Origin of the sequence: Prosthecobacter sp. (assembly GCF_044232965.1) — a bacterium.
Lineage (GTDB): Bacteria > Verrucomicrobiota > Verrucomicrobiia > Verrucomicrobiales > Verrucomicrobiaceae > Prosthecobacter.
The window spans coordinates 196,743-210,824 of record NZ_JBIIKX010000001.1; the positions used below are offsets into that span (position 1 = coordinate 196,743).

The window sequence follows — 14,082 nt, forward strand, 5'->3', positions numbered from 1 at the left end:
TTTTTTCCTGAGTTCCGAGTTCCGGCAGGGTTGTTTTTTTGTCTGCGACCGGGCCGAAGCCCATCTCGCGCATTGATTCGTCTGTGGGGCGCTCTAAGGATGCATCACCATGAACTATCGGTGCCTGTTTGCCCTTTCCGCCGCCGTGATCAGCCTGTCGGCCTGCTCCAACTCCTCCGTCATCAGCCTCGACTACGTCCCGCAGCCCGGTCAAATGGTGCGCGGCACGCCGGATTTCTCCGTCGGCCAGTTTAAAGACAAACGCGGCGTGCAGGCCCAGACGCTCGGCCATGTGCGCATGCCCATCGGCCCGGCGGTGGACACACTTCAGACGCGGTTGCCCGTCAGCGAGATCGTGAGCAACGCCTTTGCCTACGGTCTGGAGGCGCGGGGCATGCTGGCATCCTCATCCAAGGGGCGGTATGTGCTCAAAGGTGACATCCAGGATCTGCGCTCCCAGCTTTTGGTGCATCCCTACGGATATGCTCGCATTCGTGTGAACGTGGTCGAGGCGGCCACCGGCAGCGTGGTTTACTCGAAAGTCTATGAGGGCGAGCGCCAGAGCAACGCCTACCGCCCCGGCAGCGGTTCCCCGGTGCCCATCCTGCGCGAGCTGACCTCCCGTGCCCTCCAGGAAGCCGTGGACCGCGCCCTGGACGATCCCATCATGCGCCAGCGCCTGAACACCGGTTCCGATTCCCGCCCGCGTTACGCGCCGGGAATGCTGTAAAAGCTGTCAGCAGGACTATTTGAGCGCCTCTTCCAGCACGCGGCCATCCGCGCCAGGGAATGGGACGCCGAGCAGTTTGGCCATCGTCGGTGTCACGTCGATGTTCTTCATTTCGCCGAGCACGACGTTTTTCTTCACGCCAGCGCCGCTGATGACGCAGCAGCCGTAGAGATTGGCATCGAGCTGGAAATGGCCATGTGCGCCCTTCGGCGGATCGTTGGGGATGATTTCGGCGGAGTCGGCGAGGGAATCGGTGAAGGTGTAGCCATCGCCTGCGAGCAGGACGAGATCGGGCTCACGGCCATCTTTGTCGGCGGTGATGTGGTGGAGTTTACTATCGAAGTCCTTGGCTTCCACGACGCCGCTGACGCCTTCCATCTTTGCGAGCTTGGGCGTGATCTGCTTGAGAATGCTGTCGCGATTGGCTTCATCGAGCACATACACGAAGGACGCGCCGCCCTCGGCCATGGCGAAGACCTGGGAGTCGGGCGCGAGGCTCTTGCCGAGCACGGATTTCACGAAACCATCCTTCCGCAGCAGAGCGTTGGGGTTGATGGACTTCGTGTAGGTGACAAAACCGTGGTCGGTGGTGATCACGAAGGCCGTTTTGTCGCGGATTCCAGCCTCTTCGGTGGCACGGATGAGGTCAGCGACGCGGTTGTCGGAATCATTGGCTGCCCAGTAGGCTTCCGGCACTTGGCGACCATGGGCGTGCTCAAAGGAATCCAGACTGACGAGGTGGATGGCCAGGAAGTTCGGCTTGTGCTTCTTGATGATGTGCGTGGCGAGTTGCGCATACATGTAATCACGCTGCGCTTTGCCGGCGTTGCCCAGTTTGCACCATTCCATCTGCTTTTCGATGGGGATGCCGGCTGCACGCGCTTCTTCGAGCAGTGAAGGCGTGCCGTATTTCTCGAACAATTCCTGCTCAAACACATCGGGCACCGTCCAATCGAGCGTCTTGGCTCCGCGTGAGGCGGGCCAGATGACGCCAGCGGTGGTCAAACCGGCGGCTTTGGCCGCGTCGTAAATCGTGGGTGTTTTGACGATCTCGTCTTTGTTGAAAAGCGGGTCGGGGATGAGGGGCACTTTTTTTCGCGTCGCACGGTCGAAGTACTCGTTCGCCAGCACGCCATGCTTGCCGGGATGCACGCCGGTCACAAGCGTGGTGTGATTCGTCCACGTCACAGTCGGGAACGAGCATTCCATGCGCTTTGCCCTCACGCCATTCGCTGCGAGCGACTTCACCGCCGGCATGTGGCACTTGGGATCATCGAAATAGTGATGCGCCCAGCCGTCGATGCTGACGAGGATGACGTGTTCCGCAGGCGCGGCGAAAGCAACTGTCGTGGCGGTTGCGAGGAGTGTGAGGGTGCGAGCGAGCATGGTAGGTCAGTTGGTCAGTGGATCAGAGAGCAGGCAAATACGTCGAAGGACACCGACCAACTGTCCCACCGACGCACCGGCTTACTTCCCGACGCGATACAGCTTGTCCTGCGTGCGGATGAAGAGGCTGCTGTCGCTGACGGAGATGCTGGCGCGGACGCTGGCAGCGTTGCCGTTCGGCTTGGAACCGTCGCCCATCTCGTTCATGCCGAGAAGCTCAAATTTGTCGGTGTTTGCTTTGGCGACATAGACTTCGCCCCAGAAATTGATGCAATACACTTTGTCGTCGGCCACGGTGGGGCTGCTTTCAAACTTGGTCTTGCCGCCGAGTTCGCCGGTCCACACGACCTTGCCGGTTTTCGGTTCCACGCAGCTCAGGATCTTCTTGCCGCCATCGAGGACGTAAAATTTGCCTTTGTAGAAGGCGGGGGTGGGCACGTCGCTCGTCACGCCTTTGGGTTCTGTCTGCCAGACAGGCTGCGTTTCGCCTTTGGCATCGAGGGGAATGGCAAAAATGGGCGAATTCTTCGGCGCGCACACAATCGCCATGCCATCGCCGACGACGGGGGAAGGGACGAGGCGGAAGAAGCTGTTGTAGCCTTCGCCCGGCGGGTTCCAGGTGGCGACGCGGGAGAATTCCTTGCCCGTAGCGGCATCGTGGATGGTGAGCGTGTCACCGCCGGAGATGAGCATGAGGCGCTGATCCTTATAAGTGGTGAACACCGGGCTGCTAAAAGCCTCCAAGGATTCGATCTTCGCGGTGCTGGGACGGATTTGCTTCCACAGGTCCTTTCCGTTCGCCGGATCAATGGCGAGGATGTAGCTGCTCAAGTCCTTGCCGGGCGTGCCTTTCTCGAACTTGTCCTGGAACTTAAAAGTCTCGTTACGCTGAAGCACCTGGATGTAGAGCTTGCCGCTGTCGATGGTGGGGCTGCTGCCATAGGTCCACTGCGTGGCGAAGGCACCGTGCGTCTCTTTGAAATCGCGCTTCCAGACGATCTTGCCGCTGAAATCGCACGCGGCGGCGATGGCGTTGGCAAAGAGGAAATAAACGCGGTCGCCATCGGTGGCAGCCGAAGGGCTGGCAAGGTTGCTCTTGTCGTCCCACTGCACCTCGTCGCCCTCGGAGATGGTGACGCGCCATTTTTCCTTCCCCGTTTGTTTGTCGTAGCAAAGGGCCACGAGCTTTTTCTCGGCGGCGATGGGAGCAGTGATGAAGACGTTGTCTCCCCAGATGACAGGAACCGACGCGGCGATGCCTGGAACGTCTGCCGCCCACTTCACACCCTCGGTGGGGCTGAATTTCACCGGCAGTCCGGTCTCGCTGCTGGAGCCATCTTGATTGGGGCCGCGCCAGTTCGGCCAGTTTTCGGCGAGAGCAGCGGTTTGGATCGAAAGTGAGGTGAGAAGGAGGGCGGCGGTGAGTTTCATGACGGAAAATGAGAGAAGCGAATACGGGCTGGCATGTCGAGATGTTTTCGCGAATTGATCGACTCCTTTGAATCTCCCGCATTGGCAATCCACCGCGCTCGCGCTTCTCGGCTTCATCGCCGGGCTGGCGCTGCATCTGCGTTGGCATCCGCTGCGGCGGCATTTGTCGGACGCGTGGGATTTCGTCCGCCTGCGGCCTGCTTTGATCGTGTGGGTGGCGGGAGCCGCGCTGTTGGCCGCCATTTTTGGCGACGCAAAGCCTGCCGCCTATTCGCCGGTGCAGCTAGGAGACTGGCGTGAGCTGATCCTGCCGCTCACCCGCGATGCGGCGGCGCATCTGGCGCAATTGCCGCATGTGCTGATCCAACCCTGGCCGCTCGCGTGCCTGATGCCTGTCGTGCTTGCCATTTTGACCATTCGCATCTGGCGCTGGCCCTATCGTTATGGCGAGCGGCGGCCTGTGCCGGAGCAAAAGATCGCGCTGCTGGTCATCACGATCATTGGTTTTGGCTGGCTGGCGCTCGAAGGCGTGACCTTGAGGCGCATGCTGTCCGAGGGAGCGGAATCGGTGAAGCTCGGCCTGCGCTATGTTTTCACCGCATTGGCTGCGGCAGGCATGCAGGTGTGGCTGGTGCGTTTCGTCATGGCCTGGGAGAAACCGCAGGACACCGAGGCTGATAACGATGCCACCGCCGCGTTGGAGCACACCTTCGCACGCTGGCAGAGTGTGGCGGCGCTCGCAGGATTCAATCTGCTGTGGGTGAGCTGGCGTCAGTGGCAGATGAGCACGCCGCAAAGCGTCGGCGGTTGGCTGTGGATCGAGCTGTTGCTGCTGTTTGCGGCGCTGCCGCTCGCCGTGTCGGCGGTGCCGGGGCATTTTTTGCATCAAGGGGCCGCCGCGCTCCGCATCTTGACGCGTTCGGGCGTTTCGCTGCTGTTGCTCGGCATCACCGCGCTGGCGATTTTCATCCTCGCTCACTACGCCGCCGCGATGGGACAAGCCTTGAGCGTTGATTCCCCGTTCTGGCGCATCCTGGTGCTGCCGCTAAGCGCTTTGGTGCTTGCCATGCTCGATTGCTGGCTATTGCTGACCGCTCTCCTCATCATGTTGCGCCACGGCTTCCCACGTTCTCCCTCCGCATGACCAGCGGCACGCTTTCTCCTGAACAGATCACGCGGCGGGCGAAGTCGAACCTCGCTTTTGCGCTCGCCTGCCTGCCGAAGGAACGCCGCCGCGATATGATCTCCTTCTACGCCTTCTGCCGCGTCGTCGATGACATCGCCGATGCGACGGATGTCGGTGAGGATGAAAAAGAGAAGGAACTCACTCGCTGGAAGCAGTGCGTGGAGGAAGGCAAGCCGCCGGGGCATCCAGTCCTCGATGAAGTGGTGCTGCTGCCCGCCAAATACGGCTTCCCGCGTGCCTGGCTTGGCGAGATCATCGACGGCGTGGCCAGTGACATCACGAAGACACGCTACGAGACCTTCGAGGAATTGCTCGGCTACTGCTACAAGGTCGCCAGCGTCGTCGGCCTCGTTAGCATCGAGATTTTCGGCCACACGAACCCCGCCACGCGTGATTACGCCATCAACCTCGGCTACGCTCTGCAATTCACCAACATCATCCGCGATGTCGGCCAGGACGCCCGCGACACAGGCCGCATCTACCTGCCACAGAGCGAGTTGCGCCAGTTCGGCGTGCTGGAGAGCGAAATCCTCGACGCGAGGCCCAGTCCGCGCTTCACCAAGATGATGGAGTTTCAGTATCGCCGTGCGCGTGACTACTACCAGGCCGCGCAGAAGGCGCTGCCGCCCGAAGATCGCAAAAACATGGTCGCCTCTGAGATCATGGCCGCGATCTACTCGCGCATCCTCGAAAAGCTCAAACGCGAGCAGTTCCCCGTGTTCACCAAGCGCTGCCGCCTGAACAACATCCACAAGGTGTGGATTCTCGGCAGCCACCTGATCAAGGCGCGGTTTGGGCGCTGATGCGTCGATACTTTTCTGATAGAAACCCCGCTTTTTGTGCGGCTTCTGCGTCCCCATTTTCTCCCATGCTGCGCACATTCCTAGTTCTCTCCGCCCTCGGCTCTTCGCTCTTCGCCGCCGAGCCCCTCAAAGCCCTCCTCATCACCGGTGGCTGCTGCCATGACTATGCGAAGCAGCACGAGGTCATCGCGAAAGGCATCCAAAGCCGCGCGAATGTGCAGGTGGATGTCATTTGGACCGACGACAAGTCCACCAACCCGCCGCTGCCGGTCTATGACAAGGCGGATTGGGCCAAGGGCTACGACGTCATCATCCACGACGAGTGCGCGGCGAGCATGAACAACAAGGAGACGCTCACGCGCATCCTCGACGCTCACAAAACCATCCCGAGCATCCAGCTTCACTGCGCCATGCACAGCTTCCGCACGGGGGAGGACCGCTGGTTCAAGCGTCTCGGCCTGCAATCGAACTCCCACGGCCCGCAGGAGCCCATCGCGATCACGTTTGTCGATAAGGAGCACCCGATCACGAAGACGCTCGCGGATTGGACCACGATCAAAGAGGAGCTCTATAACAACGTGAACCTCTTCGACGCCCATCCGCTCGCGATGGGCAAGCAGACCGTCAAAAACAAGGATGGCAGCACGAAGGACGTCGAATACATCGTCGCGTGGACGAATGAAAAAGCTGGTGCACGCAGCTTTAGCACGACCATCGGGCACAACACGGAAACCGTCGCCGATGCGCGTTACCTCGATCTCATTACGCGCGGTCTGCTCTGGGCCTGTGACAAGCTCACGCCGGACTACCTGACGCCGTTCAAAGGGCAGAATAAAGTGACCTTTGTGCCCGCAAAGCCTGTCGAGGCCCCGAAGCCGCCGCCGACGCCTAAAGATGCCACGGGCATCAAGACGACCGCGAGCAGCACTCAGCCGGGCAATGATACCTGGAAAGCCGTCGATGGCGATGAAGGCACACGCTGGTGCGCCGCGGATGCGTCAAAGCCGCAATCGCTCACGCTGGAGTTGGAAAAACCGCAGGACCTCACGGGTCTCGAAATCGTGTGGGAGAGAAAAGACAAGTCCTACCAGCACAAGATCGAGATCGACGGCAAAATGGTGGCAGACATTTCCATCTCCCAAAGCCATGCTTTGGAAGCCAAGCAGGCCAAAAAAATCGTCATCACCTGCACAGGGAACGACCACGGCGGCTGGGCCAGCATTCGCGAGGTGAGGCTCAAAGGCCCAGGCATCAAAGCCATCGCGCCAAAGCTCAGCGCCGAGCAAAAGAAGGAGTATGACAAGGCGAATGATCCCCGCGCCAAGGAAGGCAACATCGCGCCGAAGATCGTGAAACTCACGCCGGAGGAGGAAGCGGCCATTTTGAAGGATGTGAAGGTCGCTGAGGGCTTTGAGGTCACGCTGTTCGCGAATAGCGCTGCGGCGAACTACCCGGTCTTCGTCGCCGCGGAGCCGGATGGCACGCTTTACGTTTCCTCGGATGGAAACGGCTCCGTGGAGCGCAAACCCAACCGTGGACGCATCATCCGCCTGCGCGATCTCGATGGCGATGGCCGTGCCGATGAAACGAAGGTCTTTTGCGAGGTGGACAGCCCGCGCGGCCTCGTGTGGGACCACGACCGCCTCTACCTCGTGCATCCGCCGCACCTCAGCGAGTTCATCGATGCCGATCACGACGGCGTCGCCGAAAAACAAAACATCCTCGTCAATGGCATCGCCTACGGCTTCAAAGATCGCCCGGCGGATCACACCACAAACGGCCTCAGCCTCGGCATTGACGGCTGGCTTTACATCGCGGGTGGCGACTTCGGCTTCCTGAAGGCCACGGGCACCGATGGCAAAACGCTCCAACATCGCGGCGGCGGCGTCATCCGCGTGCGTCCCGACGGCACAGGCCTCGAAATTTATTCCACCGGCACGCGCAACATCCTTGAGGTCGCCATCAGCCCGCTGATGGACATGTTCGCCCGCGACAACACGAACGACGGCGGCGGCTGGAACGTGCGCTTCCACCACTTCACCGGTCTCGACGACCACGGCTACCCGCGCCTCTACAAAAACTTCAATGACGAGGCCATCCAACCCCTCGCCGACTACGGCGGCGGCAGCGGCACCGGCGCGGTTTACATCGACGAACCCGGCTTCGGCGCTTGGAACAACGCACCCTTCACCTGCGATTGGGGCAGCGGCGCTCTCTGGCATCATCAGGTGAAGCCTAAAGGAGCCACCTTCGAAGAAACCCGCAAGCCCGAGCCCTTCATCAAAATGACCCGCCCCACCGACGCCGATGTCGATGGCCTGAGTCGCGTCTATTGCGCCAGTTGGAAAGGTGCCACCTTCGGCTGGGCCGGGCCGGACGTCGGTTACATCGTGCAAGTGAAGCCCAAGGGCTTCAAAGCGGAGCCGCTGCAGGATTTCGCGAAGGCGACGGATGAGGAACTCGTGAAGGTGCTCGACCTCGGCCAGCCGCAGAGCTATCGCCGCCGCATTGAGGCTCAGCGTGAGTTGCTGCGTCGCCACAACAAGCAGGCGGACAGCTATCAGGCTCAGTATGCCTCACTGCGCACCGCGGAGCGCAATCAGGTGGCTTCGCTCAAAGAGAAAGCCTCGGACGATGAAGTTATCGCGGCCTTTGCTCATGCCGATCCGGTGATCTCGCACACAGCGATTCGCGCCGCCGCTTTTCGTCGGCTCTTCAAGCAAGCCTTTGCTGCTCTCGATGGCTCCGGCAGCGATCGCGCAGGTATTTTGCGCTCACTCGCCATGATGCACGAGGCTGACGTCGTCGCTGGTCTGATTGAGCGTTTCAACAAGGCCAACGATCCTGCGTTGCGCCAGGGTATCCTCGGAGCGCTCAGCCGTCTCCATTTCAAAGAAGGCGAGTGGAAGGGCGATTCGTGGGGCACGCGGCCGGACACACGTGGGCCGTATTACCAGCCGGAGGCCTGGAGCGAGACGCCGAAGATCGCCGTGGCGCTGAAGGACGCACTAGCGAAAGCCTCGCCGGAGGAAGCCGCTTTCTTGGTGAAGGAACTGAACCGCAACCGCATCCAGTTCAACGAGGCGCAGCAGCGCATCCTCGAACTCGCGAAGAAGGATCCGAAGGTGTTGCCGGAGCTGGCCGCGCAGCTTGCTGGTGCGGAGGAGATTCCGGCGGAGGCGGTGCCTCTGCTCGTCGGACTCGTCCGACAGGTCGGATCCGTCGGACCGGTGGCGCTTTCTCAAGCGATCATCGCCCTCTCGAAAACCGACAGCGCCGAAGGCGTCTCCGCCACCTTGGCCGCCCTGGAGCCTCTCAAAAAGCTCCCCGACTCCGGCAAAGACTACGATGCCGCTTTGGCCGCCTTTTTGAACGCACCGAAGCTCGAAAACCACCACCAGCTCATTGAGCAGATCGCCGAGAAGGCCGAGTGGCCGGTGTCGATGTATGCCAATGCCGCCTTGTTGAACCTCGCGAATCGCAAGACGGGCAGCCCCGAGTCCATCCAGCTCACGCAGAAGGCGCTCGACAAGGGCTGGGCCGATCCGAAGCACCGCAAGCTCATCATCGACGCCATCAGTGCCTCCAAGCACATGCCCAGCGCCGCCAAAGTCCTCGCCGCGCTCGACGATCCCGATGCCGAGGTCAAAGGCGTCGCCGAACGCGCCGCGAAGTCCATGCGCATCACCAAGATCGAAGACAAAACACCCAAGCTCATGACCTTGAAACCCGAGGACGCCCTCGCGGCAGTTTTGAAGGTGAAAGGCGACATCTCCCTCGGCGAGCAAATCTTCACCAAAGCCACCTGCGTGGCCTGTCACACCGTGAAGGAGACCGAAGCACAAAAAGGCCCCTACCTCGGCAACATCGCCCAAACCTACAAGCGCCCCGATCTGGCCCAAAACATCCTCGATCCGAACAAAACCATCGCCCAAGGCTTCGCCAGCGAGATGATCACCCTGAAGGACGGCACGCAGCAAATGGGCTTCATCACCCTCAAAGGCGCGAACGAGGTCAAACTCCGCAACATCGCCTCCCAGGAGTTCACCTTCAAAACCGCTGACATCAAAGAGCGCCAAAAGCTCCCCATGAGCATGATGCCTCCGGGCCTGATGATGAACTTCACCGTGAAGGAGTTCGCCAGCCTGCTCGATTACCTCGAATCGCTGGTGAAGAAGTAACGGAGCGCTGACCGGGTAAAAAAACGCCAGCACTGTCAAGTGCTGGCGTAGAAGGGCGGCTGAAGCCGGGACTACAGTGCCATGAATGCCATGAATGCCATGAATCAGGGGATGTTTCCTGGAGTGGCGGGGCCTTCGGTGAGCTTCAAGGCCCACTGGATGCCGGCGAGGATCATTTCCTGGTAAGTGTGGGCGATCTCGGGGCTGTTTTTGCGGTCCGGGGTGCCTTCTTTCCAAGTGGGATCCCACACGTCCTCACGATGGCCGAGGGAGGTGTAAAAGACACGGCCTGCTCCGTACTCCTTGCACCAGGAGACGGGGAAGTAGCGCTTCAGCTCATCTTCTTTCTTTTTCTCCTCGTCGGTCAGTTGCGCGAGGTTGGGATGCGAGTTGAGGCCGAGAAGGCCGTGAACCTTGGCCTTGTCGAAGGTTTTGATGATGTAGATCTCATCGAAGACCTTCCAGCCCACTGGAACGGACTTGGTGATGGGATGAGCGGGGGAGTGCAGGGTGGGCTGGATCTCAACCTGCGATTTGTGCGTTTCAAACTCGCCGCCGAGCATCTCGATGTAGCCACGGAAGGGATGATAAGTGTCGGATCCGGAGTGCATGGCGATGAAGGCCTTGCCGTTTTCGATGAGCTTGATGAAGCCGTCGCGGTCGGGGAAGAGGAGATCGCCGGTGGTGTTGGCGAAGACGAAGCCGTCGTAGTCTTTGATTTTATCGAGGGCCATTTTCTCGGCCATGTAGGCTTTGATCTTGTCTCCCCAGACTTGGTTGTCCTCGTTGAACTTGGCGCTCGCGATACTGAAGGCTTCCGCCTTGGCCTTGAAGGATTCGTCGGTGTCTTTGTCACCACGCACGGGCGGCTTGCCGGGGTTTTTCGGCTGGCCTTCGGGCTGGTGGACGAAATCGACGGTGAAGGCACCGGACTTGGTGCCGAGCTCGGCGAGGACTTTCTCGGCGGTCTCGATGGAGGAATGACGGAAACCGGTGGTGACGGTGACGACGAGGAGCTTCTTTGGTTCCGCGTGAGCGGAGGAGCACGAGAGGGCTGCGGCAAGCAGCAGGGTGAGGCGTTTGATCATGGTGGAAAGTGAACGTGGCTCGTTTGAATGCTTTTGCAGGCGGAAAAAGCGATCCAGTGAGCGTTTGTTGCGGGATGAAAATTCTGCTCGCCTTGTTGTTGTCTGCCGTGGTCGTCCTGAACGCCCAAACGTCCGCCCCTGTGGCAGTCGATGCTGCTAAGTATCCGAACTTGCAGGCGGCGCTGGACGCGGTGCCGGAAAGCGGCGGGCTGGTGACGATCCCGCCGGGGAATTACGAGATCACGGAGCCGTTGCGGGTGAAAACGGCGGAGACGCGCATCGTGGGCGGCGGTGCGGCGACGCACATCATCAACAAGAGTGACAATGGCAGCCCCGCGATCATCCTGCGTCCGACGAATCTCGACTCGGATAAGAAAGCAAGGTTATGGCGGGTGCAGATGGCGGACCTGCGTATCAGCGGCAGTGAAAAGAGCGGCGATGGCATCTTCGCGGAGGGCATTCAGGAGATTTACCTCGAAGGCGTGTCCGTGGACCATCACGGCGGGCACGGGATCGTGCTGAAGGACTGTTTTGAAGATCCACGCGTGGCGGACTGCATCATCACCTACAACAAGAAAAGCGGGATCGAGATCCTTGGCTGTCACGACATCGTGGTGAACGCGAACCACTTTGAGGAGAACCAGGACGCGCTGCGCTGTGTGGATGCCTTCAACTTGTGCATGAACGGCAACAACATCGACGACCATCTGGGCAACGGGGTGATCATCGAGAACACCTACGGTTCGGTGGTGAGCGGCAACATGATCGAGGAGTGCAACGGCACGGCGATCATTCTGGATCGCGACTGCTACGGCATCACGCTGAGCGCGAACGTGATCGCGCATCATCTGGAGGGCGGCATCGACCTGCGCGATGCCTGCGGCTGCACGATCAGCGCGAACACCTTCACCATCGCGCACAAGTTTTCGGTTCGGGTGGGCAAGGACGCGGAGCGCAACACGATCAGCGGGAACACCTTCTGCAACACCTACATCGGGGCAGGGAAGGACAAACGGCCGGCCGAGGAGAAAACACCGATGGGGATTGATGAAGGAACGGGTGTTTTGATCGAGGGCGGAGCCAATGGGTTGATCCTCAATGGCAACACGTTCTCAGGGCTCTCGACTGCGGCGGTTTGGAGCACGGGCGAGGTGAAAAATGTGCTCGTGACAAGCAACCTGTGCATGGACTGTGGCCGTAAACTTGCTAAGAACAGTGCGTGGTTGTACTTTGAGCAAAAGACCGGTGTCATGATCAAAGACAACCTGATCGAATCACCTCCATCCTCCCCCTGATTAGAAAATGCTCGACGTGCAGCGCTATCGTGGTGCCATCCACCTGGAAGAAATCCAGTTCACTCGCAAGTGGATGTGGCTGCACATGATCCTGGGCGCGGTGATGATCGCCATGTTCTTGTTTCATGAGATTTTTCGCTGGTTTGCGGGGGCGGTTGTCTGGTATGCCATCAGCCTGATGGTCATGTATGGTTTCATGAATGGAAAGAGTCTGTTCAAGTGGCTGCTGGCGCTGGTTTATCTGGGGGGTGCGGGGGCCGGGGTGTTTTTCATCAACCGCGTGTTTCCTGCCATCGAAGCGCCACGAGGGGCGCTGATCCCGCACGCGGTGATCCCAATCTGGGTGGGCGTCGGTAGTCTGACTTATGTGGTGAGCGCATTGTTTTTGCTGTGCAGCAGCCGTGTTGGCAAGGCGGCGAAGACGGGCTTCACATTATGGTGAAACAACAACGCCGACAGCGGTGGCTGCCGGCGTTGCCGAAATGAGAGGATGAAAAAGCGGTGATTACTTCTTCTTGTCACGGATTGCTCCGGTTTTGAGGCGCAGGGCGTTGAGGCGGATGAAGCCGGTGGCGTCGTCCTGGTTGTAGGCCTTCGTCGGGTCTGCTTCCATGGTGGCAACCTGCGGGTCGTAGAGGCTGTAAAGGCTTTTGCGGCCGGCGGCGATGATGTTGCCCTTGTAGAGCTTGAGGCGCACGGTGCCGCAGACTTTCTGCTGCGTTTCGGTGACGAGCGCTTGCAGGGCGTGACGCTCCGGCGCGTACCAGAAGCCGTTGTACACGAGCTGGGCGTATTTCGGGATGAGGCTGTCACGCAGATGCATGACCTCGCGGTCCATGGTGAGGCTTTCGATCTGGCGATGGGCGAAATGCAGGATGCTGCCGCCGGGGGTTTCATAAACGCCGCGGCTTTTCATGCCGACGAAGCGGTTTTCCACCATGTCCACACGGCCGACGCCGTGCTTACCGCCGAGCTTGTTGAGCAGTTTCATCACGCCGAGCGGGGAGAGCACCTTGCCATTCACGGCGATGCAGTTGCCCTTTTCAAATTCGAGGATGACGGTCTCGCCTTTGTCTGGCGCGTCCTCGGGGAAGACGGAGAGGGTGTTAAAGTAGCCCTTGTACTTGGGATCGCTGGCGTCGAACCAGGGGTCTTCGAGAATGCCGGCCTCGTAGCTGATGTGCAGGAGGTTGCGGTCCATCGAAAAAGGCTTCTTGGCGCTGGCCTGGACGGGGATTTTCTTCTTCTCGCAGTAGTCGATCATCTCGGCGCGACCGGGGAACTCGTTGCGGAAGCGCTCGTCACGCCAGGGGGCGATGATTTCGATTTCGGGGGCCAGGGCGGCGGCAGTGAGCTCGAAGCGGACCTGGTCGTTGCCCTTGCCAGTGGCACCGTGGGCGATGGCGGTGGCGCCTTCGGCCTTGGCGATCTCCACCATGCGTTTCGCGATGAGCGGTCGGGCAATGGAAGTGCCGAGGAAGTACTGGCCCTCGTAAATGGCTCCGGCCTGGATCATCGGGTAGATGAAATCCGTGGCGAATTCTTCCTGGAGGTCGTCGATGTAGATTTTGGACGCGCCGGTTTTCTTGGCCTTGGCATTGAGCCCCTTGAGTTCGTCGTCCTGGCCGACGTTGGCGCAGAAGGCGATGACTTCGGCCTGATAGGTGTCTTTGATCCAGGAAAGGAGGACGGAGGTGTCGAGACCACCGGAATAGGCGAGGACGATTTTCTTGCTCATGGGCGTTTGGAATGAAGGGCGGCGAGAATAGGGGCCGAAAGGCCGGGTGTCGAGGGCCGGTGAGGGGTTTTTGAGGCAAATTGGGCGCTGAACAGCCACATGCAGGCGAGCCTATGAATGCTTGGTTAAGGAAAGTTAATTATCCATCTTCTTTTTATTGAAATTATAATGGGTTTGGTTAGAATGGAAAATTCACCCAAAATACATGGAATTATCCACGGGAAACAGCGGCCGATGCCCAGCG

The 14,082-nt window shown here is 59.9% G+C and carries 10 protein-coding genes; 6 read left to right on the forward strand and 4 right to left on the reverse strand.

Going from position 1 to position 14,082, the window contains the following annotated elements; genetic code table 11:
- Positions 1-109 precede the first annotated feature (109 nt).
- Positions 110-730 (forward strand): hypothetical protein, encoded by a 621-nt coding sequence (locus tag ACILSI_RS00850; RefSeq protein ID WP_395719934.1) that lies wholly within the window; start codon positions 110-112, stop codon positions 728-730.
- A 15-nt stretch (positions 731-745) separates the two neighbouring features.
- On the opposite strand, the gene ACILSI_RS00855 is transcribed toward ACILSI_RS00850, so the two are convergent.
- Together ACILSI_RS00855 and ACILSI_RS00860 are read right to left on the reverse strand one after the other, a co-directional pair.
- Positions 746-2,116, reverse strand: coding sequence for an alkaline phosphatase family protein (locus ACILSI_RS00855; RefSeq protein ID WP_395719935.1), 1,371 nt, complete (start codon positions 2,114-2,116; stop codon positions 746-748).
- Between the two features lie 81 nt (positions 2,117-2,197).
- Entirely contained in the window at positions 2,198-3,547 is a 1,350-nt protein-coding gene (locus ACILSI_RS00860; RefSeq protein WP_395719936.1) for a PQQ-binding-like beta-propeller repeat protein, read from the reverse strand.
- Positions 3,548-3,614: 67 nt separating this feature from the next.
- Between ACILSI_RS00860 and ACILSI_RS00865 the strand changes: the two genes are divergently transcribed.
- From ACILSI_RS00865 to ACILSI_RS00875, 3 genes are all read left to right on the forward strand, one after another.
- Positions 3,615-4,691, forward strand: a complete 1,077-nt coding sequence (locus tag ACILSI_RS00865) for a hypothetical protein (RefSeq protein WP_395719937.1) — start codon at positions 3,615-3,617, stop codon at positions 4,689-4,691.
- The gene (locus ACILSI_RS00870; protein ID WP_395719938.1) at positions 4,688-5,536 is read left to right on the forward strand and encodes a phytoene/squalene synthase family protein; all 849 of its coding nucleotides are present in this window, start codon (positions 4,688-4,690) and stop codon (positions 5,534-5,536) included. The genes ACILSI_RS00865 and ACILSI_RS00870 overlap by 4 nt, the downstream gene beginning before the upstream one ends.
- 65 nt (positions 5,537-5,601) lie before the next feature.
- Positions 5,602-9,717: a ThuA domain-containing protein gene (locus tag ACILSI_RS00875; RefSeq protein ID WP_395719939.1), complete on the forward strand. Its 4,116-nt coding sequence runs from the start codon at positions 5,602-5,604 to the stop codon at positions 9,715-9,717.
- A gap of 104 nt (positions 9,718-9,821) precedes the next feature.
- Here the strand turns inward: ACILSI_RS00875 and ACILSI_RS00880 are convergent, their stop codons facing one another.
- Positions 9,822-10,805 carry a ThuA domain-containing protein gene (locus ACILSI_RS00880; RefSeq protein ID WP_395719940.1) on the reverse strand — a complete coding sequence of 328 codons (984 nt, stop codon included), beginning with the start codon at positions 10,803-10,805 and terminating at the stop codon, positions 9,822-9,824.
- Positions 10,806-10,879: 74 nt separating this feature from the next.
- Between ACILSI_RS00880 and ACILSI_RS00885 the strand changes: the two genes are divergently transcribed.
- On the forward strand, positions 10,880-12,100 hold the full coding sequence (locus ACILSI_RS00885) for a nitrous oxide reductase family maturation protein NosD (protein ID WP_395719941.1): 1,221 nt from the start codon (positions 10,880-10,882) through the stop codon (positions 12,098-12,100).
- Between the two features lie 7 nt (positions 12,101-12,107).
- Positions 12,108-12,542: a hypothetical protein gene (locus tag ACILSI_RS00890; RefSeq protein ID WP_395719942.1), complete on the forward strand. Its 435-nt coding sequence runs from the start codon at positions 12,108-12,110 to the stop codon at positions 12,540-12,542.
- Between the two features lie 63 nt (positions 12,543-12,605).
- On the opposite strand, the gene ACILSI_RS00895 is transcribed toward ACILSI_RS00890, so the two are convergent.
- Positions 12,606-13,838: an argininosuccinate synthase gene (locus ACILSI_RS00895; protein WP_395719943.1), complete on the reverse strand. Its 1,233-nt coding sequence runs from the start codon at positions 13,836-13,838 to the stop codon at positions 12,606-12,608.
- Positions 13,839-14,082: the final 244 nt, after the last annotated feature.

Excerpts from the sequence above, each read along its gene's own strand:
- ACILSI_RS00850 (WP_395719934.1), top strand. The coding sequence starts at position 110 with ATGAACTATCGGTGCCTGTTTGCCCTTTCCGCCGCCGTGATCAGCCTG.
- ACILSI_RS00855 (WP_395719935.1), bottom strand. The coding sequence starts at position 2,116 with ATGCTCGCTCGCACCCTCACACTCCTCGCAACCGCCACGACAGTTGCT.
- ACILSI_RS00860 (WP_395719936.1), bottom strand. The coding sequence starts at position 3,547 with ATGAAACTCACCGCCGCCCTCCTTCTCACCTCACTTTCGATCCAAACC.
- ACILSI_RS00870 (WP_395719938.1), top strand. The coding sequence starts at position 4,688 with ATGACCAGCGGCACGCTTTCTCCTGAACAGATCACGCGGCGGGCGAAG.
- ACILSI_RS00875 (WP_395719939.1), top strand. The coding sequence starts at position 5,602 with ATGCTGCGCACATTCCTAGTTCTCTCCGCCCTCGGCTCTTCGCTCTTC.
- ACILSI_RS00880 (WP_395719940.1), bottom strand. The coding sequence starts at position 10,805 with ATGATCAAACGCCTCACCCTGCTGCTTGCCGCAGCCCTCTCGTGCTCC.
- ACILSI_RS00885 (WP_395719941.1), top strand. The coding sequence starts at position 10,880 with ATGAAAATTCTGCTCGCCTTGTTGTTGTCTGCCGTGGTCGTCCTGAAC.
- ACILSI_RS00890 (WP_395719942.1), top strand. The coding sequence starts at position 12,108 with ATGCTCGACGTGCAGCGCTATCGTGGTGCCATCCACCTGGAAGAAATC.
- ACILSI_RS00895 (WP_395719943.1), bottom strand. The coding sequence starts at position 13,838 with ATGAGCAAGAAAATCGTCCTCGCCTATTCCGGTGGTCTCGACACCTCC.